The 19,333-nt window shown below is 70.7% G+C and carries 16 protein-coding genes and 1 pseudogene; 12 read left to right on the top strand and 5 right to left on the bottom strand.

The annotated features are described in order from the left end of the window. Nucleotides 1-8: 8 nt before the first annotated feature. From ENC19_RS08145 to ENC19_RS08105, 9 genes are all read left to right on the top strand, one after another. On the top strand, nt 9-2,504 hold the full coding sequence (locus ENC19_RS08145) for an NADH-quinone oxidoreductase subunit G (RefSeq protein WP_164446494.1): 2,496 nt from the start codon (nt 9-11) through the stop codon (nt 2,502-2,504). Then, entirely contained in the window at nt 2,501-3,847 is a 1,347-nt protein-coding gene (gene nuoH, locus ENC19_RS08140) for an NADH-quinone oxidoreductase subunit NuoH (RefSeq protein ID WP_164446493.1), read from the top strand. The genes ENC19_RS08145 and nuoH overlap by 4 nt, the downstream gene beginning before the upstream one ends. Before the next feature lies 1 nt (nt 3,848). Continuing rightward, nucleotides 3,849-4,490 (top strand): NADH-quinone oxidoreductase subunit NuoI, encoded by a 642-nt coding sequence (nuoI, locus tag ENC19_RS08135; protein ID WP_093404032.1) that lies wholly within the window; start codon nt 3,849-3,851, stop codon nt 4,488-4,490. Further along, nucleotides 4,487-5,257, top strand: a complete 771-nt coding sequence (locus tag ENC19_RS08130; protein WP_164446491.1) for an NADH-quinone oxidoreductase subunit J — start codon at nt 4,487-4,489, stop codon at nt 5,255-5,257. Before nuoI ends, ENC19_RS08130 begins: the two co-directional genes overlap by 4 nt. Beyond that, on the top strand, nt 5,254-5,571 hold the full coding sequence (nuoK, locus tag ENC19_RS08125; protein ID WP_013731028.1) for an NADH-quinone oxidoreductase subunit NuoK: 318 nt from the start codon (nt 5,254-5,256) through the stop codon (nt 5,569-5,571). Before ENC19_RS08130 ends, nuoK begins: the two co-directional genes overlap by 4 nt. A gap of 24 nt (nt 5,572-5,595) precedes the next feature. After that, complete coding sequence (gene nuoL / locus ENC19_RS08120) at nt 5,596-7,539, top strand: NADH-quinone oxidoreductase subunit L (RefSeq protein WP_164446490.1); 1,944 nt, start codon at nt 5,596-5,598, stop codon at nt 7,537-7,539. A 79-nt stretch (nt 7,540-7,618) separates the two neighbouring features. After that, a complete protein-coding gene (locus ENC19_RS08115; RefSeq protein ID WP_164446489.1) occupies nt 7,619-9,151 on the top strand; it encodes an NADH-quinone oxidoreductase subunit M in 1,533 nt (510 codons plus the stop codon). A 109-nt stretch (nt 9,152-9,260) separates the two neighbouring features. Further along, complete coding sequence (gene nuoN / locus ENC19_RS08110; protein ID WP_164446488.1) at nt 9,261-10,811, top strand: NADH-quinone oxidoreductase subunit NuoN; 1,551 nt, start codon at nt 9,261-9,263, stop codon at nt 10,809-10,811. A 91-nt stretch (nt 10,812-10,902) separates the two neighbouring features. Then, the gene (locus tag ENC19_RS08105; protein ID WP_164446487.1) at nt 10,903-11,988 is read left to right on the top strand and encodes a polyprenyl synthetase family protein; all 1,086 of its coding nucleotides are present in this window, start codon (nt 10,903-10,905) and stop codon (nt 11,986-11,988) included. Nucleotides 11,989-12,105: 117 nt separating this feature from the next. On the opposite strand, the gene ENC19_RS31745 is transcribed toward ENC19_RS08105, so the two are convergent. Together ENC19_RS31745 and ENC19_RS31740 are read right to left on the bottom strand one after the other, a co-directional pair. Further along, nucleotides 12,106-12,636, bottom strand: a complete 531-nt coding sequence (locus tag ENC19_RS31745) for an MFS transporter (RefSeq protein ID WP_309246229.1) — start codon at nt 12,634-12,636, stop codon at nt 12,106-12,108. After that, on the bottom strand, nt 12,569-13,192 hold the full coding sequence (locus tag ENC19_RS31740) for an MFS transporter (protein ID WP_408058058.1): 624 nt from the start codon (nt 13,190-13,192) through the stop codon (nt 12,569-12,571). Before ENC19_RS31740 ends, ENC19_RS31745 begins: the two co-directional genes overlap by 68 nt. A gap of 244 nt (nt 13,193-13,436) precedes the next feature. Here ENC19_RS31740 and ENC19_RS08095 point away from each other — a divergent pair, with 244 nt between their 5' ends. Then, entirely contained in the window at nt 13,437-14,219 is a 783-nt protein-coding gene (locus tag ENC19_RS08095) for an IclR family transcriptional regulator (protein WP_164446485.1), read from the top strand. An 82-nt stretch (nt 14,220-14,301) separates the two neighbouring features. Here ENC19_RS08095 and ENC19_RS08090 read toward each other — a convergent pair. Next, nucleotides 14,302-16,424, bottom strand: a pseudogene (locus tag ENC19_RS08090) (PhoX family protein). Nucleotides 16,425-16,670: 246 nt separating this feature from the next. Here ENC19_RS08090 and ENC19_RS08085 point away from each other — a divergent pair. Next, complete coding sequence (locus ENC19_RS08085) at nt 16,671-17,165, top strand: sigma-70 family RNA polymerase sigma factor (protein WP_166458318.1); 495 nt, start codon at nt 16,671-16,673, stop codon at nt 17,163-17,165. Further along, nucleotides 17,162-17,854 carry an anti-sigma factor family protein gene (locus tag ENC19_RS08080; protein WP_164446484.1) on the top strand — a complete coding sequence of 231 codons (693 nt, stop codon included), beginning with the start codon at nt 17,162-17,164 and terminating at the stop codon, nt 17,852-17,854. Before ENC19_RS08085 ends, ENC19_RS08080 begins: the two co-directional genes overlap by 4 nt. Nucleotides 17,855-17,879: 25 nt before the next feature. Here ENC19_RS08080 and rarD read toward each other — a convergent pair whose 3' ends face one another. Next, complete coding sequence (gene rarD, locus ENC19_RS08075; protein ID WP_164446483.1) at nt 17,880-18,815, bottom strand: EamA family transporter RarD; 936 nt, start codon at nt 18,813-18,815, stop codon at nt 17,880-17,882. Next, nucleotides 18,812-19,309, bottom strand: coding sequence for a GNAT family N-acetyltransferase (locus tag ENC19_RS08070; protein ID WP_164446482.1), 498 nt, complete (start codon nt 19,307-19,309; stop codon nt 18,812-18,814). Before ENC19_RS08070 ends, rarD begins: the two co-directional genes overlap by 4 nt. Between the last annotated feature and the right edge of the window lie 24 nt (nt 19,310-19,333).

Raw genomic sequence — 19,333 nt, 5'->3', positions numbered from 1 at the left:
CGAGCACTGTGACGGACGTTGCCAAGCCGACCGAGACGGTCACCCTCACCATCGACGGCGTCGAGGTCACCGCCCCGAAGGGGGCGCTGCTGATCCGGGTCGCCGAGCAGATGGGCACCGAGATCCCCCGGTTCTGCGACCACCCGCTGCTGGCCCCGGCCGGTGCCTGCCGGCAGTGCCTGGTGGAGGTGGAGGGGCAGCGCAAGCCCGTCGCCTCCTGCACCCAGACCGTCGCCGACGGCATGGTGGTCCGTACCCAGCTCACCTCTCCGGTCGCCAAGAAGGCGCAGGAGGGGATCATGGAGCTGCTGCTGGTCAACCACCCGCTCGACTGCCCGATGTGCGACAAGGGCGGCGAGTGCCCACTGCAGAATCAGGCGATGTCGACCGGTCGCACCGACTCGCGGTTCCACGAGCACAAGCGGGAGTATCCGAAGCCGCTGCCGATCAGCACCCAGGTGCTGCTCGACCGGGAGCGGTGCGTGCTCTGCCAGCGGTGCACCCGCTTCTCCGAGGAGATCGCGGGTGACAAGTTCATCGACCTGATGAACCGCTCCTCCGCCGAGGAGATCAACATCTACCGGGACGAGGACTACGGCACCGAGGGCGAGGACGGCGACGTCCCGTTCAACTCGTACTTCTCCGGTAACACCGTGCAGATCTGCCCGGTCGGCGCGCTCACCGGTACCCAGTACCGCTTCCGCGCCCGGCCGTTCGACCTGGTCTCCAGCCCGAGCGTCTGCGAGCACTGCTCGGCGGGCTGTGCCCAGCGCACCGACTGGCGTCGAGGCAAGGTGCAGCGCCGGCTGGCCGGGGACGACCCGCAGGTCAACGAGGAGTGGAACTGCGACAAGGGGCGGTGGGGCTTCCAGTACGCCCGCGCCGTCGACCGGCTCACCACCCCGCTGGTCCGCGACGAGCACACCGGCGAGCTGCGGGAGGCGTCCTGGAGCGAGGCGCTCAGCGTGGCCGCCGAGGGGCTGCGGGCCGCCCGGGACACCGGCCAGGGCGCCGGCGTGCTCACCGGTGGTCGACTGACCGTGGAGGACGCGTACGCGTACGCCAAGTTCGCCCGGGTCGCGCTGCACACCAACGACATCGACTTCCGGGCCCGCCCGGTCTCCCGCGAGGAGGCCGACTTCCTGGCCAGTACGGTCGCCGGCAGCACCGACGTCACCTACACCGACGTCGAGAACGCACCGGCAGTGGTGCTGGTCGGCCTGGAGCCGGAGGAGGAGTGCCCGATCCTCTTCCTGCGGCTGCGCAAGGCGTACCTGAAGAACAAGCTGAAGGTGTACGCGATCGCCCCGTTCGCCACCCGTGGCCTGGAGAAGCTCGGCGCCAAGCTGGCCCGGGTGGTGCCGGGCGAGGAGGCCGGGGTGCTCGCCGAGCACGCCACCGTCGCCGAGGCGCTCAGCGCCGAAGGGGCGATCCTGATCGTCGGCGAGCGGCTGGCCACCGTACCGGGCGGCCTGTCCGCCGCCGCCGAGGTGGCCGCGCGTACCGGGGCGAAGCTGGCCTGGGTGCCGCGACGCGCGGGTGACCGTGGCGCCGTCGACACCGGCTGCCTGCCCAACCTGCTGCCCGGCGGTCGCCTGGTCACCGAGCCGGCCGCCCGCGCCGAGCTGGGTGAGGCCTGGGACATCCCGGCCGGGGTGATCCCGAGCCAGGCCGGCCGGGACACCGACGGCATCCTCGCCGCCGCCGCCGCGGGTCAGCTCGGTGCCCTCGTGGTGGCCGGCGTCGATCCGGCGGACCTGGCCGACCCGCGACTGGCCGAGCAGGCCCTGGACGCGGTGCCGTTCCTGGTCAGCCTGGAGCTGCGGGCCAGCGCCGTCACCCGCCGGGCGAACGTGGTCCTCCCGGTGGCACCGGTGGTCGAGAAGGCCGGCAGTTTCCTGGACTGGGAAGGCCGGCTGCGCCCGTTCGACGCGGTGTTGAACACCGCCGCGATGACCGACGGGCGGGTGCTCGACGCGCTCGCCGCGCAGCTCGACGTGCGGCTGGGTACCGGGGACGTGCTGACCGTCCGGCGTGAACTGGGCGGCCTGCCGGCGACCCGGGTGAGCCGCCCGGACGCTCCCACGGTGCGGCCGGGGTCGGTGCCGCAGCCGGGTGCGGGCGAGGCGGTGCTGGCGACCTGGCATCAGCTGGTCGACCTGGGCAGCCTCACCGACGGCGACGAGCACCTGGGTGGCACCGCCCGGCCGCCGGTGGTCCGCCTGGGCAAGGGCAGCGCGGAGGCGCTCGGCGTCGCCGACGGCGACCCGGTCACGGTGGGCACCGACCGGGGTGCGCTCACCCTGCCGGCGGCGATCACCGAGATGCCGGACGGCGTGGTCTGGCTACCCACCAACTCGCCCGGCTCGACCGTGCGGCGCAGCCTGGGCGCGACCTCCGGCGCGGTGGTGCGGATCTCCGCGCCCGGCACGACCGAGCCGGTCGCCGCCGACGCGGCCGGCCGTCCGGGCCCGCTCCTCAACTCCTCCGGGGGTGTCGCATGAACCCGCTCGCCCAGGCGCCGTCGCTGAGCGACTTCGGCCACGACCCGTGGTGGCTGATCCTCGGCAAGATTGTCTTCGCCTTCGTCGTCGCGCTGCTCGGCACCCTGCTCGGTGTCTGGTTCGAGCGGCGGGTGGTGGGGCGGATGGCGGTGCGGCCCGGCCCCAACCAGCTCGGCCCGTTCGGTCTGCTCCAGACGCTGGCCGACGGCCTGAAGATGGCCTTCAAGGAGGACATCCTCCCGAAGTCGGCGGACAAGGTCATCTACTTCTTCGCCCCGGCCATCTCGGTGATCTGCGCGGTCACCGCGCTGTCGGTGATCCCGTTCGGCCCGATGGTGAGCATCTTCGGCCACCAGACGCCGTTGCAGGTCACCGACGTGCCGGTCGCGGTGCTCGTGGTGCTCGCTCTCTCGTCGATGGCGGTCTACGGCATCGTGCTCGCCGGCTGGGCGTCCGGCTCGACCTACCCGCTGCTCGGCGGACTGCGGTCCGCCGCCCAGCTGATCTCGTACGAGGTGGCGCTGGGGCTGTCCATCGTGGCGGTGTTCATGCTCGCCGGCACGATGTCCACGAGTGAGATCGTGGCCGCCCAGGGCAACGGAACCCAGCTGACCCTGTTCGGCGCCGACATCCCGACGCCGGGCTGGTACGCGCTGCTGCTCTTCCCGAGCTTCATCGTCTTCTTCATCTCGATCGTCGGCGAGACCAACCGGCCGCCGTTCGACCTGCCGGAGGCGGAGTCGGAGCTGGTGGCCGGCTTCATGACCGAGTACAGCTCGCTCAAGTTCGCGCTGATCATGCTCAGTGAGTACGTCGCGATGGTGACCATGTCGGCCTTCACCGTGACGCTCTTCCTGGGCGGCTGGCACGCGCCGTGGCCGATCACCGAGTGGTCGGGGGCCAACTCCGGCTGGTGGCCGCTGCTCTGGTTCTTCGGCAAGGTCATCCTGCTGGTCTTCGTCTTCGTCTGGCTGCGCGGCACGCTGCCCCGCCTGCGGTACGACCAGCTGATGCGCTTCGGCTGGAAGGTGCTCATCCCGATCAGCCTGGTCTGGATCGTGATCCTGGCCGGTCTGCGCACCATCGACGACTGGGACACCCAGAGCCGGATGTACGCCATCGGCATCCCGGCCGGCATCGTGCTGCTCGCCGCGCTGTTCTGGCCGAGCCGCAAGGCGGCACCGAAGCCGACCCTCGTCGAGCAGGTCGACAACCGGCCGCCGGGCAGCTTCCCGCTGCCCCCGCTGGATCTGCAGGTACCACCGAGCCCGCGTACCCGGCGCATGGTCGCCGAGCGGGAGCCGGCCAACGCCCCCGCCGGCCAGGACTCTGAGGAGGTGTGACGTGGGCGCGATCACCGGAACGTTCAAGGGCTTCGGGGTCACCTTCTCGCACATGTTCAAGAAGGTCGTCACCACCGACTACCCCTTCACCCCGCCGACGCCGGCCCCCCGCTACCACGGGCGGCACATCCTCAACCGGCACCCGGACGGGCTGGAGAAGTGCATCGGCTGTGAGCTGTGCGCCTGGGCCTGCCCAGCGGACGCGATCTACGTCGAGGGTGGCGACAACACCGACGAGCAACGGTTCTCGCCGGGCGAGCGGTACGCCAGCGTCTACCAGATCAACTACGCGCGGTGCATCTTCTGCGGACTGTGCATCGAGGCCTGCCCGACCCGCTCGCTGACCATGAGCAACGAATACGAGCTGGCCCGGGACAACCGCCAGGACCTGATCTTCACCAAGGAGCAGTTGCTGGCACCGCTGCTGCCGGGGATGGAGCAGCCGCCGCACCCGATGCGGCTGGGCGACAGCGAGAAGGACTACTACGTCGGCAGCCTCACCAACCCGGGCACCTCGGCCGGGGCGGAGCGCTCACCGATGGGGCCGGGGCGCTACCAGGTCGACGAGCACCCGGGCGTCACCTTCCCCGGTGCCGAGCAGGCCGCGGCGCGGGCCGAGGCGGAGAAGGGGGAGTCGGCATGAGCACCTCGACGCTGCTCGCCGCCTCCGGTGCGGTCTCCGGCGGCGAGGCGGTGACCTTCTGGGTCCTCGCTCCGCTCGCGCTGGCCGGTGCGATCGGCATGGTCGCCGCCCGCAACGCGGTGCACTCGGCGCTGTGGCTGGTGCTGACCATGCTCAGCCTCGGGGTGTTCTACGTGCTCCAGGCGGGGCCGTTCATCGGCATGGTGCAGATCATCGTCTACACCGGCGCGATCATGATGCTCTTCCTGTTCGTGCTGATGCTCGTCGGCCGCGAGGCGTCCGACTCGCTGATCGAGGTGCTGCGCGGCCAGCGGATCGCGGCGATCGGGCTGGGTCTCGGCTTCGCCGGCCTGCTCGGCAGCGGGGTCTACCGGGCCACGCAGGGCAGCACCCCGATCGGCCTGGAGCAGGCCAACGCGGGTGGCAACGTGGAGGGCATCGCCCGGTTGCTCTTCACCGACTACGTCTTCGCCTTCGAACTCACCGCGGCGCTGCTGATCACCGCCACCATCGGCGGCATGATCCTGGCGCACGTCGAGCGGCGCAAGGAGGACAAGCGCGACCAGGTGGCCACCATGAAGGCCCGCTTCGCGCCAGGCAACTACCCCGGCCCGAAGCCCGGCCCGGGTGTCTTCGCCACCTCCTCGTCGGTCGCCACCCCGGCCCGCCTGCCGGACGGCCGGCTGAGCGACCGCAGCACGCCGGACGTCCTGCCGGTGCGGGAGCTGACCGCCGAGGAGACCACGCTGAAGGGCACTGAGAAATGAGTGACTTCTTCTCGGTCGAGCCGAACTACTACCTGGTCCTCGCCGCGGTGCTGTTCACCATCGGCGCCGCCGGGGTGCTGGTCCGGCGCAACGCGATCGTGCTGTTCATGTGTGTCGAGCTGATGCTCAACGCGGCCAACCTGGCGCTGGTCACCTTCAGCCGGATGAACGGTGACCTCAACGGCCAGATCATGGCGTTCTTCGTGATGGTGGTGGCGGCGGCCGAGGTCGTGGTCGGGTTGGCCATCATCATGGCGATCTTCCGCACCCGACGCTCCGCCAGCGTCGACGACGCCAACCTGCTGAAGTACTAGAGGGGCCCACCGGTGGACGAAATCATGACGTACGCCCAGGCTGCTCCGGCCGAGACCGTCTCGTACGCGACGGCGGACGGGCTGCTGAGCAGCGTCTGGCTGCTGGTGGCCATCCCGTTGGTCAGCGCCACGATCCTGCTGCTGCTCGGCCGGCGGGCCGACCGCTGGGGGCACTGGCTCGGGGTGACCGCGGTCGGTGCCGCCTTCCTGCTCGGCCTGAGCTACTTCCTCGGCCTGCGCGGTCTGGAGAACAGGTCGGTCGAGCTGAGCCTCTGGGACTTCATCGCGGTCGGCGGCCTGCGCGTGGACTTCGGTCTGCTGTTCGATCCGCTGGCCGGGGTCTTCGTCCTGCTGATCACCGGTGTGGGCTTCCTGATCCACCTGTACGCGGTCGAGTACATGGCGCACGACGAGCGCCGGCGGCTTTTCTTCGCGTACTTCAACCTGTTCATCGCGGCCATGTTGCTGCTGGTGCTCGGCAACAACTACGTGATGCTGTATTTCGGCTGGGAGGGCGTCGGTCTGGCGTCGTACCTGTTGATCTCGTTCTGGTACACCAAGCCGGCCGCGGCCACCGCCGGTAAGAAGGCGTTCCTGATGAACCGGGTCGGCGACGCCGGCCTGGCGATCGCGATCTTCATCATGTTCGCCACCCTCGGCACCACCCAGTACGACGAGGTGTTCAACGGGATCGGCGCGCTGGCCGGCAGCACCGTGCTGGTGCTGGGTGTGCTGCTGCTGCTCGGCGCGGCCGGCAAGTCCGGCCAGTTCCCGCTTCAGGCGTGGTTGCCGGACGCGATGGAGGGCCCGACTCCGGTGTCGGCGCTGATCCACGCCGCGACGATGGTCACCGCCGGTGTCTACCTGATCGCCCGCTCCAACATCATCTTCTCGGCCAACGCCACGTTGCAGCTGGTGGTGGTGAGCGTCGGCGCGCTGACCCTGCTCATCGGCGCGATCATCGGCTGCGCCAAGGACGACATCAAGCGGGTGCTGGCCTGGTCCACGGTCAGCCAGATCGGCTACATGTTCCTCGGCGTCGGGCTGGGTGGCGCGGCGTACGCGCTGGCCATCGTGCACCTGCTGGCGCACGGTTTCTTCAAGGCCAACATGTTCCTCGGCGCCGGCTCGGTGATGCACGGCATGAAGGACCAGGTCGACATCCGTCGCTTCGGCGGTCTGGCGAAGTACATGAAGATCACCTGGCTGACCTTCGGCGCCGGTTGGCTGGCGATCATCGGCATCATCCCGTTCTCCGGCTACTTCTCCAAGGAGCCGATCGTGGAGGCGGCGTTCGCTCGGGAGGGGTGGACTGCCTGGCTGTTCGGCGGGGCCGCGCTGCTCGGTGCCGGACTGACCGCGTTCTACATGACCCGGCTGTTCGTGCTCACCTTCCACGGGCCCAAGCGGTGGACCGAGGACATCGAGCACCCGCACGAGTCCCCGGCGCTGATGACGATCCCGCTGATCCTGCTGGCCGTCGGCTCGCTGGGTGGTGGTGCGCTGCTGGCCACCTCCGTACCGGACTGGCTGACCACCACCGCCGGCCTCGCCGAGACCGAGGAACATCACGGCGTGCTGCCGCACCTGGCGATCTTCTTCCTGGCGCAGGGGGTCACCGTGCTCGGTGCGGGTCTGGGTTGGTTCCTGTTCCGGGGCGGGACGGCGACCGCGCCGCAGCCGGCCGGGGTGCTGGTCACCGCCGCCCGCAAGAACCTCTACACCGACGCGGTCAACGAGGCGGTCTTCGAGAAGCCGGGCATCTTCCTCACCCGGGCGCTCGTCTACCTCGACAACCGGGGCATCGACGGGCTGATCAACGGCCTGGCCGCAGGCGTCGGCGGCGGATCGGGCCGGCTACGGCGGTTGCAGACCGGCTTCGTCCGGTCGTACGCCACCTCGATCCTGACCGGCGCGCTGCTGGTGGTGGCCGCCTTCCTGGCCGTACAGGCGGGGTGGTTCGCGTGATCGACCTCTTGAGGCTGTCGGCCTCACAGGCGGCCGTCGCCGGCGGACCGCACAGTGACGACGGAGGTAAGGCCGCATAATGTCCGACTTCCCGTTCCTCTCGGTGCTCACCGTGGCGCCGCTTGTCGGCGCCGTGGTCGTCGCCTTCCTGCCGCGCAGCCGGCCGACGCTGGCCAAGCAGGTCGCGCTCGGCTGGTCGCTGCTGGTGCTGGCGCTGTCGGTGGTCATGTGGGTGACCTTCCAGGTCGGCGGCGACCGGTTCCAGTTCCGCGAGTCGTACCCGTGGATCCCGAACTGGGGGGTCAACTTCACCTTCGCCGCCGACGGCATCGCGCTGGTCATGCTGATGCTGATCGCGGTGCTGGTGCCGCTGGTGATCCTCGCGTCCTGGCACGACGCGGAGGCCTCGAAGCGGTCGGTGCCGGTCTACTTCGCGCTGCTGCTCGTCCTCGAATGCACGATGATCGGTGTCTTCGCCGCCGCCGACGTCTTCCTGTTCTACGTGTTCTTCGAGGTCATGCTGGTGCCGATGTACTTCCTGATCGGCAGCTACGGCGGCCACCAGCGGCAGTACGCGGCGGTGAAGTTCTTCCTCTACTCGCTCGTCGGTGGTCTGTTCATGCTGGCCGCCGTGATCGGCCTGTGGGTGGTCGGCGGCAAGACCTTCGACTGGGTGGCGCTGTCGCAGGTGGACATCTCCACCGGCGCCGAGCGCTGGCTCTTCCTCGGGTTCTTCGTCGCGTTCGCGATCAAGGCGCCGTTCTTCCCGTTCCACACCTGGCTGCCGGACGCCGGTGGCGCGGCGCCGGCCGGTGCCGCCGCGCTGCTGGTCGGCGTGCTGGACAAGGTCGGCACCTTCGGCATCCTGCGATACTGCCTGCCGCTGTTCCCGGACGCGGCCCAGTGGTTCGCGCCGTGGGCGCTGGCCCTGGCGGTCATCGGGATCATCTACGCGGCGCTGCTGGCCGTCGGGCAGAACGACCTCAAGCGACTGGTGTCGTACACCTCGATCGCCCACTTCGGCTTCATCGGCGTGGGCATCTTCGCCTTCACCACCCAGGCGGGCACCGGCGCGGTGCTCTACATGGTCAACCACGGCCTCGCCACCGGGCTGCTCTTCCTGGTGGTGGGCATGCTCATCGCGCGTCGGGGCTCGGCGCTGGTAAGCGACTTCGGTGGCGCGGGCAAGCTGGTGCCGGTGCTGGCCGGCGTGCTCTTCTTCGCCGGTCTCGCCTCGCTGGCCCTGCCCGGCACCGCGCCGTTCGTCTCCGAGTTCCTGGTGCTGATCGGCACGTTCACGGTGAACAAGCCGGTCGCCGTGATCGCCACGCTGGGCATCATCCTGGCGGCGGCGTACGTGCTGTGGATGGTGCAGCGCACCACGCAGGGCACCCTGAACCCGGCGCTGACCGAGATCGACGGCATGAAGCGCGACCTCAACCTGCGCGAGAAGGTCGTCGTCGCCCCCCTGATCGCGCTGATCGTGGTGCTCGGCTTCTATCCGAAGCCCGTGACGGACGTGATCAACCCCGCCATCCAGGCGACCATGCAGGACGTCGGCCGGACCGACCCGGCCCCGTCGGTAGACACCGTCCAGGAGGCGAGCCGGTGAGCGCGAGGAGTGAGCTTGCGAGCCCCGCAGCCGCGAGACGAAAGGTTGGCTCCGTGAGCGCGAGGAGTGAGCTTGCGAGCCCCGCAGTCGCGAACGAAAGGTCGGTCCAGTGACTGAGCTTGAACTGCCGCCGATCGACTACGCGGCGATCGCGCCGATCCTGATCATGCTGAGCGCGGCGGTGGTCGGGGTGCTGGTCGAGGCGTTCGTGCCCCGGCGGCTGCGGCACCCCGTACAGCTGCCGTTGGCGCTGCTGGCGGTGCTCGCGGCGCTGACCATGGTGGTGGTCAACGCCGACAAACGGGTGATCACCATCGGGGTGATCGCCGTCGACGGGCCGACGCTGTTCCTCCAGGGCGCGATCCTCGCGCTGTCGGCGGTGGCGCTGCTGCTGCTCGGCGAGCGCGTGGTCGAGCGGGGCGGCGCGTTCGTCGCGCAGGCCGCGGTGACCGCCGACTCGCCGGAGGACCGCCGGCAGGCGGAGAACGCCGGTGGCGCGGGCGAGGTGTACCCGCTCACCACCTTCGCGATCGGCGGCATGCTGATCTTCGTGTCGGCGAACGACCTGCTGACCATGTTCATCGCGCTGGAAGTCTTCTCCTTGCCGCTCTACCTGCTCTGCGCGCTGGCCCGTCGCCGGCGGCTGCTGAGCCAGGAGGCGGCGATGAAGTACTTCCTGCTCGGTGCGTACGCCTCGGCCTTCTTCCTGTTCGGCCTGGCGCTGATCTACGGCTTCACCGCCGGCCTGGGCGACCGGGTCGCCGGGGTGGACTTCGCCACCGTGAACGCGGCCGTGGCGAACTCGACGGCCAGCCCGGTGCTGCTCTTCGCCGGTATGGCGCTCGTCGCCATCGGTCTGCTGTTCAAGGCGGCGGCCGCACCGTTCCACGTCTGGACGCCGGACGTCTACCAGGGTGCTCCGACGCCGCTGACCGGCTTCATGGCGGCCTGCACCAAGGTCGCCGCGTTCGGTGCCCTGCTGCGGGTGTTCCACGTCGCATTCGAGGGGGCCCGGTGGGACTTCACTCCGGTGCTGGGTGCGGTGGCGGTGCTCACCATGCTGGTCGGCGCGCTGTTCGCGGTGACGCAGACCGACATCAAGCGGTTGCTGGCGTACTCGTCCATCGCCAACGCCGGCTACCTGCTCGTCGGTGTGCTCGCACCGGGCAGCGGAGGGCTTTCCGGCACGATGTTCTACCTGGTCGCGTACGGCTTCACGGTACTGGCCGCGTTCGCGGTGGTGACCCTGGTGCGCGACGCCGACGGTGAGGCGACCCACCTGTCCCGCTGGGCCGGGCTCGGGCGGCGTTCGCCGGTCTACGCCGCCGTGTTCACCTTCGTCCTGCTGGCCTTCGCGGGTATCCCGATGACCAGCGGCTTCACCAGCAAGTTCGCGGTCTTCGGTCCGGCGTTGGACGGTGGGCAGGTGTGGCTGGTCATCGCGGGTGTGCTGACCAGCATGGTGCTGGCCTTCCCGTACCTGCGGGTCGTGGTGCTGATGTGGCTCTCCGAGCCGGGTGACGCGACGCCGACGGTGGCCGTGCCCGGTGGGCTCACCTCGGCCGCCCTGGTGATCGGGGTGCTCGCCACGCTGGTGCTCGGCGTCGCGCCGGATCCGCTGCTCGACCTCGCCTCCTCGGCCGCCGACTTCGTCCGGTAACGGCTGACCTGCCGATCGAGGGCCGGACCACGCGCTGTGGGCCGGCCCTCGTCGCGTATCCCCGGTCCGGTGCAGGTAGAACGTGTGTGGCATGGTTGGAGGCGTGGTGATTAGGGGTGGCGAGGGTTCAGGTGTCACCGGCTCCGGTGGTCGCCGGAGCCGTTCCGGCGCGGCTCAGTTCGGCGCGCTCGGCCTTCACCTCGCTGATTCGCGCAGTGAGGAGTCCGTCCTCGGTGTGCTGGCGGCGGTCGAGGCGGAGTTGCTGGCGAGCATCGCCAGCGCCGACCCGTTCGTCACCGAGGCGGCCCGGCACCTGGTGGAGGCCGGCGGTAAGCGGTTCCGGCCGCTGCTGGTGGCCCTGGGTGCCCAGTTCGGCGACCCGACCCGGGCCGAGGTCGTCTCGGCGGCCGTGGTGGTGGAGCTGACCCACCTGGCCACGCTCTATCACGACGACGTGATGGACGAGGCGTCGGTGCGCCGTGGCGCACCCAGCGCCAACTCCCGGTGGACCAACTCCGTCGCCATTCTGGTCGGCGACTACCTCTTCGCCCGGGCCGCGGACGTGGCGGCCGAGCTGGGTCCCGAGGCGGTACGCCTGCAGGCGCGTACGTTCGCCCGGCTGGTGCACGGGCAGATCGCCGAGACCATCGGCCCCCGGGCCGGTGACGATCCGGTGGCCCACTACCTGCGGGTGATCGCCGAGAAGACCGGCTCCCTGATCGCCACGAGCGTGCATTTCGGAGCCCAGTTCAGCGGGGCCGCCCCCGAGCAGGTGGCGGCGCTGGCCGGGTACGGCGAGACCATCGGGGTGGCCTTCCAGCTCTCCGACGACCTGCTCGACATCGCCAGCGAGTCGACGGAGTCGGGCAAGACTCCCGGCACCGACCTGCGCGAGGGCGTGCCCACCCTGCCGGTGCTCTACGCCCTCGCCGGCGACGACGCGGACGCCGCCTCCGTGCGGCTGCGGGAGATCCTGGCCACCGGGCCGCTGACCGACGACTCCCTGCACGCCGAGGCGCTCGGCCTGCTCCGCGAGAGCCCGGCGCTCAAGCGCGCCCGCGAGACCGTCCGCAGCTACGCCGAGGACGCCCGCGCCCAACTGGCACCCCTGCCACCCGGCCCGGCTCGCCACGCCCTCGAATCCCTCTGCGACCACATCGCCGACCGCACCAGCTGACCCCGCCCCTACCGGCCCCAACCGCCACCGGGTTGATCAAGAAATTCTGGTCGCCGTCCGTCCGGGCGGGCAGATCCAGACGCACACCTCTTGATCACCGTGACGGGCGGGGTGGGGTCAACGGGGGGTGGAGAGGAGTGGGGTGGCGGTGAGCATGAGGGCGGCGGCGGCCAGCATCGCGGCGGCGGCGGCCAGCCACATCGCGGGGTAGCCGGCCGAGGCGGCCAGCGGGCCCAGGGCGAGCGGGCCGACACAGCCGCCGGCGTACACCCCGGTCTGGGTGATGGAGGTGGCGGCGGCCGGTGCCTGCGGATGCAGCTGGACCACCGCGAAGTTCATCAGCCCGGGCCAGGACCAGCCGAGACCGAAGCCGAGCACCACGCCAACCACCAGCGGGCCGGGGCCGGCCGCGGCGAGCAGGCCCAGCCCCAGCGCGCCGGTCACCAGCAGACCGGCGATCACCGCGACGTGTCCGCCGGTGCGGCGGTCAGCCAGCCAGCCGATCCCGATCCGGGCCGCGACGCAGACGGCGCTGCCGAGGGTCAGGGTGAGCCCGGCCATTCCCGGATTGAGACCCCGGTCAACCGAGGCGTCGACCACGAAGGTGCCCAGGGCGTTCGCCGCCCCCGCGGCCAGGGTCGCGGCCACCCCGACCAGGATCAGCCCTGGCCTTGCGCCGCCGGTCCGTCCGGTGCGCCGCCGTGCGGGCTGGGCGTCCTGTGGACACGGCCGGCAGCGCGGCAAGTGCCGCGCCGGCCGCCGCCACGAAGGCCCAACGCCAACCGACGGTCAGCGCGAGGGTGGGTACCGCCACGCCGGCGAGCAGTGTGGAGACCGGGATGGCCGCCTGCTTGACGCCGAACGACAGGCCCTGCCGGCGGGGCGGGACGTGCCGGGCGAGCAGTGCGTTGCTGGACAGTTGACCGAGCGCGTTCGCGGTGCCGGCGACGGCGAGCAGACCGACGAGTACCGGATACGACCTGGCCACCACTGCCACGGCCAGCAGGGCACCGGCGGACACCCCGATGCCGGCGCGGGCCACCACGGCCGCGCCCCACCGTTCCACGAGCGCGCCCGAGGGCACCGAGGCGAGGGCACCGACGCCGAAGTAGACCGCCACGACAAGGCCCAGGCCGGCGGGAGAGAAGCCCAACTCCTCCCGCATCTGCACGGCGAGGCCGCCGACCAGGAAGACCGGCAGCACGCAGACGATCGTGACGGTGACTGCGACGGCACTGGCGCGGATGGGTCGTGTGGCGGTTGCCGAAGTGTGCGCAGGGGCGATGTGGGTCATGGTGCGGCCAACCTACGCCAGCCGCACTGCGACAACGGAAAGTGAGGCGAACTTCACATCGAGTATTCGAGAACCTTGGATCATCCACCCGATCAGGCGTTTCGCGGAGGGCCGCTTTTTCATATGGTGTAAGTCCCCGGTGGCGGAGGTGGTTGTGCGTGACCCCCTGGCGGAACCTTCGGACCTGATCCGAAGTGTCTCCCGCGCGCTTCGAGTGCTCGAGTCGGTCGGTCGTGCCCCACGGGGGTTGACGGTCAAACAGATCGCCCGCCGCTGCGAGCTGACCGTGGCCACCACGTACCACCTGGTTCGCACCCTCGCCTACGAGGGCTACGTGATCCGTCGGGAGGACGGCACGTACATCGTTGGGCTGGAGGTGGCCGACCGCTACCGCGAGCTGGTCTCCGCGTTCCGCGGCTCACCGGCGATCGGGGAGAGCCTGCGTCGGGCCGCTCTGGACACCGGCTGGAGTCATTTTCTGGGCCGGTTCGTGGGTGGCCAGGTGGCGATCACCGCGGTGGCGGAGGGCCACCGCTCGCCGTACCTGGAGGATCTCGTTCCCGGGTTCGACGAGGGCGCCCACGCCACCGCACTCGGCAAGGCCCTGCTCGCCACGCTCACCGCCGAGCAGCGCCACCGCTACCTGCGCGAGTACGGCATGCGCCCGTTCACCAGCGCCACCCTCACCACCCCTGAGGCCTTCGAGGCCGACCTGTCGGCGGGGGACCGACGCGGGATGCAGTTGGAACTGGGCCAGTTCCGGCAGGGCGTGGCCTGCGCCGCCGTCCTGGTGAGCCCGGACAAGGACATGGAACGGCGGACGGTGCTGGCCTGCGCGCTGCCGGCCAGCGAGATGATGACCTCCGCCCGGGTGGTCCGGACGAAACTGCTCACCGCCGCCCGCGCCATCGCCGACGGCCTGGCCGCCGACAACTGACCGTCGCCGCCCACCGAGACGGCCCCCTCCCTGGTGGGGAGAGGGCCGTCGGATCGGCGGCCGGCGCGGTGCCGGGGCGGGGTCAGCTACCGACCGGTCCGCCGTCCAGCCGCCAGGTCACCACCACGCCCGGCTTGGCGTAGTCGCCGTCGGGCCAGGTGGAGGCCGGGTTGTCGACCGTGGCACCGGTGATCTCACCCGGGTGCTGTACGGCCACGAAGACCGAGCGGTTGTCCTCGGTGATGAACGGCCCGCAGGTCTCCGCACCGACCGGCACGGTCAGGAACTGCTTGAGGTGGCCGCGCTCCGGGCCTTCGGTCGCGGTGGCGAAGAGGCCGTCGTTGCTGCCCAACGCGTTGCCGTCGGTGGAGATCCAGAGGTTGCCGGCGCCGTCGAACGCCACGTTGTCCGGGCAGGAGATCGGCGAGACCTTGGTCTTGTCGTACCCGGCGAAGTAGGTCGACGGGTCCGCCGGGTCGCCGCAGACGATCGGCAGCGACCACGTGAACGTGTCGTTGGTGTTGTCCCCCCGGTCCTCGACCAGCTCCAGGATCTGCCCGTGCCGATTGGCGGTACGCGGATTGGCCTCGTCCGGCGCCGGGTTGCTACCGACCCCACGGTTGGAGTTGTTCGTCAACGCCACATACACCTTGCCGGTGAGCAGGCTCGGCTCGACGTCCTCCGGACGGTCCATCTTGGTCGCACCGACCTTGTCCCCGGCGAACCGGGTGAAGGTCAGCACCTCGGCGGCGGTCATCCCGTCCACGTAGGAGCGGTTGCCGCTGACCAGCTTGATCCAGCGGCCCCGGCCGTTGAAGGCACCGTCGCTGGGCAGGGTGCCGGAGCCGTCGATCTCACCGGCGCTGGTCTGGTCGAGCTTGGCGACGTAGAGGGTGCCCGACTCAAGCAGCGTCAGGTTGTGCTTGCGGGCGACCCAGGAGTCACCCTTCATGAACTTCTTGTCCGAGACGAACTTGTACAGGTAGTCGAAGCGCTCGTCGTCGCCCATGTACGCGACCACGTGCCCGTTGCGCGCGACGATGACGTTCGCGCCCTCGTGCTTGAACCGGCCGAGCGCCGTGTGCTTGCGCGGGCGGCTCTCCGGGTCGAACGGATCGATCTCCACGACCCAGCCGTGCCGGTTCGCCTCGTTGGGGTGCTTGGCGAGGTCGAAGCGCTCGGCGGCCCGGTCCCACTTGCGGCTGCCACTCGGGTAACGGGCGCTGGTGCTGATCCCGTAGCGCGCCAGCCGGGCCTTCTCCGACTCCGGCGCCGCGTCGCCGCCGACGAAGTACTGGTTGAAGTTCTCCTCACCGGAGAGCACCGTCCCCCAGGGGGTGACGCCACCGGCGCAGTTGTTGAGCGTGCCGATGACCGTACGACCCTTCGGGTCGGCGGCCGTCTTCACGAACGACGAGCCGGCGGCCGGGCCGGTCAGCTCGAACTTGCTGCTCAGCGCGTCGACGCGGCGGTTGTACGGCCGACGGCCGGAGTCGACGACCTGCCACTGGCCGGTGCCGGCGACCCGCTCGATCTCCACCACGGACATGCCGTGTGCGGCCATCGCCACCTTCACCTGCTCGACGCTGAGCGCGTCCTGGCTGGTGAAGCCGGGGAACATCAGGTCCTCGTTGGTGTACTCGTGGTTGACCACGAGCAGTGCCCGCTTGCCGCGCTTGTCCAGCGGGAGCACGCCGACGAAGTCGTTGTTGTAGCCGAACTGCTTGGCCTGCGCGGCGGCGGTCTGCCGGCGCAGGTTGAACTCCGGCGCACCGGGCACCACCGGGTCACCCCAGCGGATGACGACGGCGTGGTCGTACCCGTTCGGTACGACGAACGTGTCGAGGGTGTTCGGCGGGATCGGCTTGAAGCTCAGGGCACCGCTGCCCGGACGACGGCCGGCCGCCACCGGCTGACCGGCCGGCGGCACCGGGGGGACCGGGGCCGCGGCGGCGGGGCCGCACCGGCCAGCGCGCCGGCCGCGGCGCCGCTGAAACCGAGCACCAGGGCGCCGACCGCCCCGGCGCGGACCACACCGCGGCGGCTGACCTCGGCGTTCACCACGTCACCGAAGTACGCGTTGTCGGAGGTGTTGGGTACCGGATGGTCACAGGCGTTGCCGCAGCGGTACAGGCAGGTCATGGCGTCGCGGCTGCCGTGGCGAGGGGTGCCCAGCAGCGGGAGCAGCCGGGGACGGTCGCTCATGGGGAGGATCCTCCTGAGGGTCGGTGCACGTCGGTGCAGGTCACCGACGCGTACCCGCCGGACGCTAGGGCGGCGCGGTGAGCGTGGGTCGGCGTCGATGTGAACCAGCGATGAACTCCATCCCCGGGAATCCCAGGTTGAGCTGGGAATGAACCGTTCGGCGTGACAGCACGTATCTCTGGTCGTAACACCGCGCCCGCTCGCGCCGAGAGCGAGGAGAAGACCATCAGCGACCACGACGCCCACCTGCTGCGCGCCCTGCACGACGAGCATGCCGAGGCGCTGTACGCGCACGCGCTGCGGCTGGTCAACGGCGACCGGCAGCGCGCCGAGGACCTGGTGCAGGAGACACTGCTGCGGGCCTGGCGGCATCCGGAGTCGCTCGACCCCCGGCGGGGTTCGGTGCGCGCCTGGCTCTTCACCACCGCCCGCAACCTGGCGATCGACGCCTGGCGGCGGCGGTCCACCCGGGTCGGCGAGATCTACACCGACGAACTTCCCGAGCCGCCGGAGGTCGTCGACGAAACCGAGCGAGCCGTCGAGGCGTGGACGGTCGCGGAGGCCCTCAACCGACTCAGTCCCTCACACCGCGATGTCCTGGTGGAGTGCTTCTACCAGGGGCGGTCGGTCTCCGAGGCGGCGTCGCGGCTGGGAGTTCCGCCGGGCACGGTGAAGTCCCGCACCCACTACGCGTTGCGCTCCCTGCGGCTGGTCCTGGCCGAGATGGGGGTGACCGGATGAACCGTTGCGAGTTCGCGTACGACGACGGGGCGTACGTGCTGGGCGCGCTCTCCCCAGCCGACCGGGTGGCCTACGAACGGCATCTCGCCGACTGCCCGGCCTGCCAGCAGTCGGTCTCCGAGATCGCCGTGCTGCCCGGTCTGCTCGGCCGGTTGGATCCGGCCAGCCTGGAACAGTTCCTCCCACCGCCGGAGAACCCCCGGGTGCCCGAACTGCTCAACGTCGCCCGGGAGCGCCGACGCCGTGAGCGGCAGGCCGGTCGGCTGCGGTACGCGGTCATCGGTCTGGCCGCCGCCGCGTTCGCCCTGGTGGTCGGCTTCGGGGCGGCCACCATGCTGGCCGGGCAGGTGCCGACCGGGCCGGGAACCCAGGTGCGGATGGTGCAGATGCAGCCGGTCGCCGGAACGGTGCCGGTGCATGCCGAGATCGGGTTGACCGGCACCGACTGGGGCACCGAGGTGACCATGCACTGCGGCTACGACGAGCGGGCCGGGTACGGCAAGGCGAACGCCTTCCGGCTGGTGGCGCACGCCGGGGACGGCTCGCAGGAGCAGATCGGCTCCTGGCTGGCCGCTCCCGGCGACGACCTGCGGATAACCGGGGCGACCCGGTTCACCAACGCCGAACTGGTCCGGCTGGAACTGATCCGTGCCGACGGCACTCCGGTGCTCGCCTACGAGGTCCGCTGAGCCGGAACCTCGGCGGTGGGCGACCTCAGCGGCTGGTGGCGACCGCCGCCGTGGCGGGCACGGTGCCGTCCAGGCGCAGCCGGCGGGTGTGTCGGGCCTGGCGTACCGCGTCGGCGGTGAAGACGATCAGCGCGAGCCAGACCAGGGCGAAGCCGGCCAACCGGGCCGGCGGCATCGGCTCGTGGAAGATCAGTACGCCGCAGCCGAGCTGGAGGATCGGCGCCACGTACTGGAGCATCCCGAGGGCGGTCAGCGGCAGCCGGTTGGCGGCACCGGCGAAGAGCAGCAGCGGGATCGCGGTCAACGCACCGGCGAGCACCAGCAGGGCCGTGTGGCCGGCCGAGACGTGGCCGAACGCGGCGTCACCGGTGGCGGCGAGCCAGCCGAGGTAGCCCAGTGCGGGCAGGGACAACACGGCCGACTCGACGAACAGACCCTCCGCCGCGGGCAGGCCGAGGCGCTTCTTCACCAGGCTGTATCCACCGAAGGAGAACGCCAGGATGAGCGCGAGGTACGGCAGCCGACCGTAGTCGACGGTGAGCACGGCCACGGCCAGGGCGCCGACGCCGAGCGCCGACCACTGTGCCGGGCGCAGCCGCTCGCGCAGCACCAGCACCCCGAGCAGGACCACCACCAGCGGGTTGATGAAGTAGCCGAGCGCGGTCTCCACCACCCGGTCGGAGTTCACGCCGTAGATGTAGGTGAACCAGTTGACCGCGATCAGCGTGGCGGCGGCACCGATCCCCGCGAGGGTCCGGGGCCGGCGCAGCAGGGACCGGAGGAAGCCGACGTTGCGCAGCGCGACGAGCAGCAGCGCGACGAAGGCGACGGACCACACCACCCGGTGGGCCAGGATCTCCAGCGGACCGGCCGGGCGCAGCAGTTTGAAGTAGAGCGGAAAGAACCCCCACAGCAGGTACGCACCGAGTCCGTAGAGGTAGCCGAGGCGGAGCGACGTCACGGCTCCACCGTAAGGGGCGTACCGGGTTGTCGATCCTTGCTGGTGAGCGGACTCACGGCCTGGTCGCGCCGGTCGAGTTCCATCCAGCGGTCGGCGCGTACGGGGTCGAAGCCGACCTTCGCGTACACCCCGTGCGCGTCGTTGGTGGCCAGCAGGATCCGGCGTACGCCGAGCTCGGCCAGGTGGTCACGGACCGCGCCCGCCAGCCAGGTGCCCAGCCCGCGACCCCGTTCGGCCCGGTCGACGTAGACGTCGCAGAGGTAGCCGAAGGTGGCCCGGTCGGTGATGACCCGGGCGACGGCGACCTGCCGGCCGTCCGCCGGCCGGTACACGCCGAAGCCGAGGGAGCCGGCGAACGCCCGCGTCACCGTCTCCCGGTCCCGCCCGAGCGCCCAGTACGCGTCCCGGCTGAGCCAGCCGTGCACGAGATCCAGATCGAGCCGGGTCGGATCGGTGCTGATCATGTAGCCGTCGACGCGGGCGAGAGTGAACACCCTGTCGAAGCTAGTGCCTCGGCG

The organism is Verrucosispora sioxanthis (assembly GCF_010560025.1).
Lineage (GTDB): Bacteria > Actinomycetota > Actinomycetes > Mycobacteriales > Micromonosporaceae > Micromonospora > Micromonospora palythoicola.
Note: the sequence above shows the minus strand (reverse complement) of the source record. Positions and strands in the feature narration are given on the sequence as shown.

Coding starts and splice junctions, on each gene's coding strand:
- nuoH (WP_164446493.1), top strand. CDS start 2,501: ATGAACCCGCTCGCCCAGGCGCCGTCGCTGAGCGACTTCGGCCACGAC.
- ENC19_RS08130 (WP_164446491.1), top strand. CDS start 4,487: ATGAGCACCTCGACGCTGCTCGCCGCCTCCGGTGCGGTCTCCGGCGGC.
- nuoK (WP_013731028.1), top strand. CDS start 5,254: ATGAGTGACTTCTTCTCGGTCGAGCCGAACTACTACCTGGTCCTCGCC.
- nuoL (WP_164446490.1), top strand. CDS start 5,596: ATGACGTACGCCCAGGCTGCTCCGGCCGAGACCGTCTCGTACGCGACG.
- ENC19_RS08115 (WP_164446489.1), top strand. CDS start 7,619: ATGTCCGACTTCCCGTTCCTCTCGGTGCTCACCGTGGCGCCGCTTGTC.
- ENC19_RS08105 (WP_164446487.1), top strand. CDS start 10,903: ATGGTTGGAGGCGTGGTGATTAGGGGTGGCGAGGGTTCAGGTGTCACC.
- ENC19_RS08080 (WP_164446484.1), top strand. CDS start 17,162: ATGAACCGTTGCGAGTTCGCGTACGACGACGGGGCGTACGTGCTGGGC.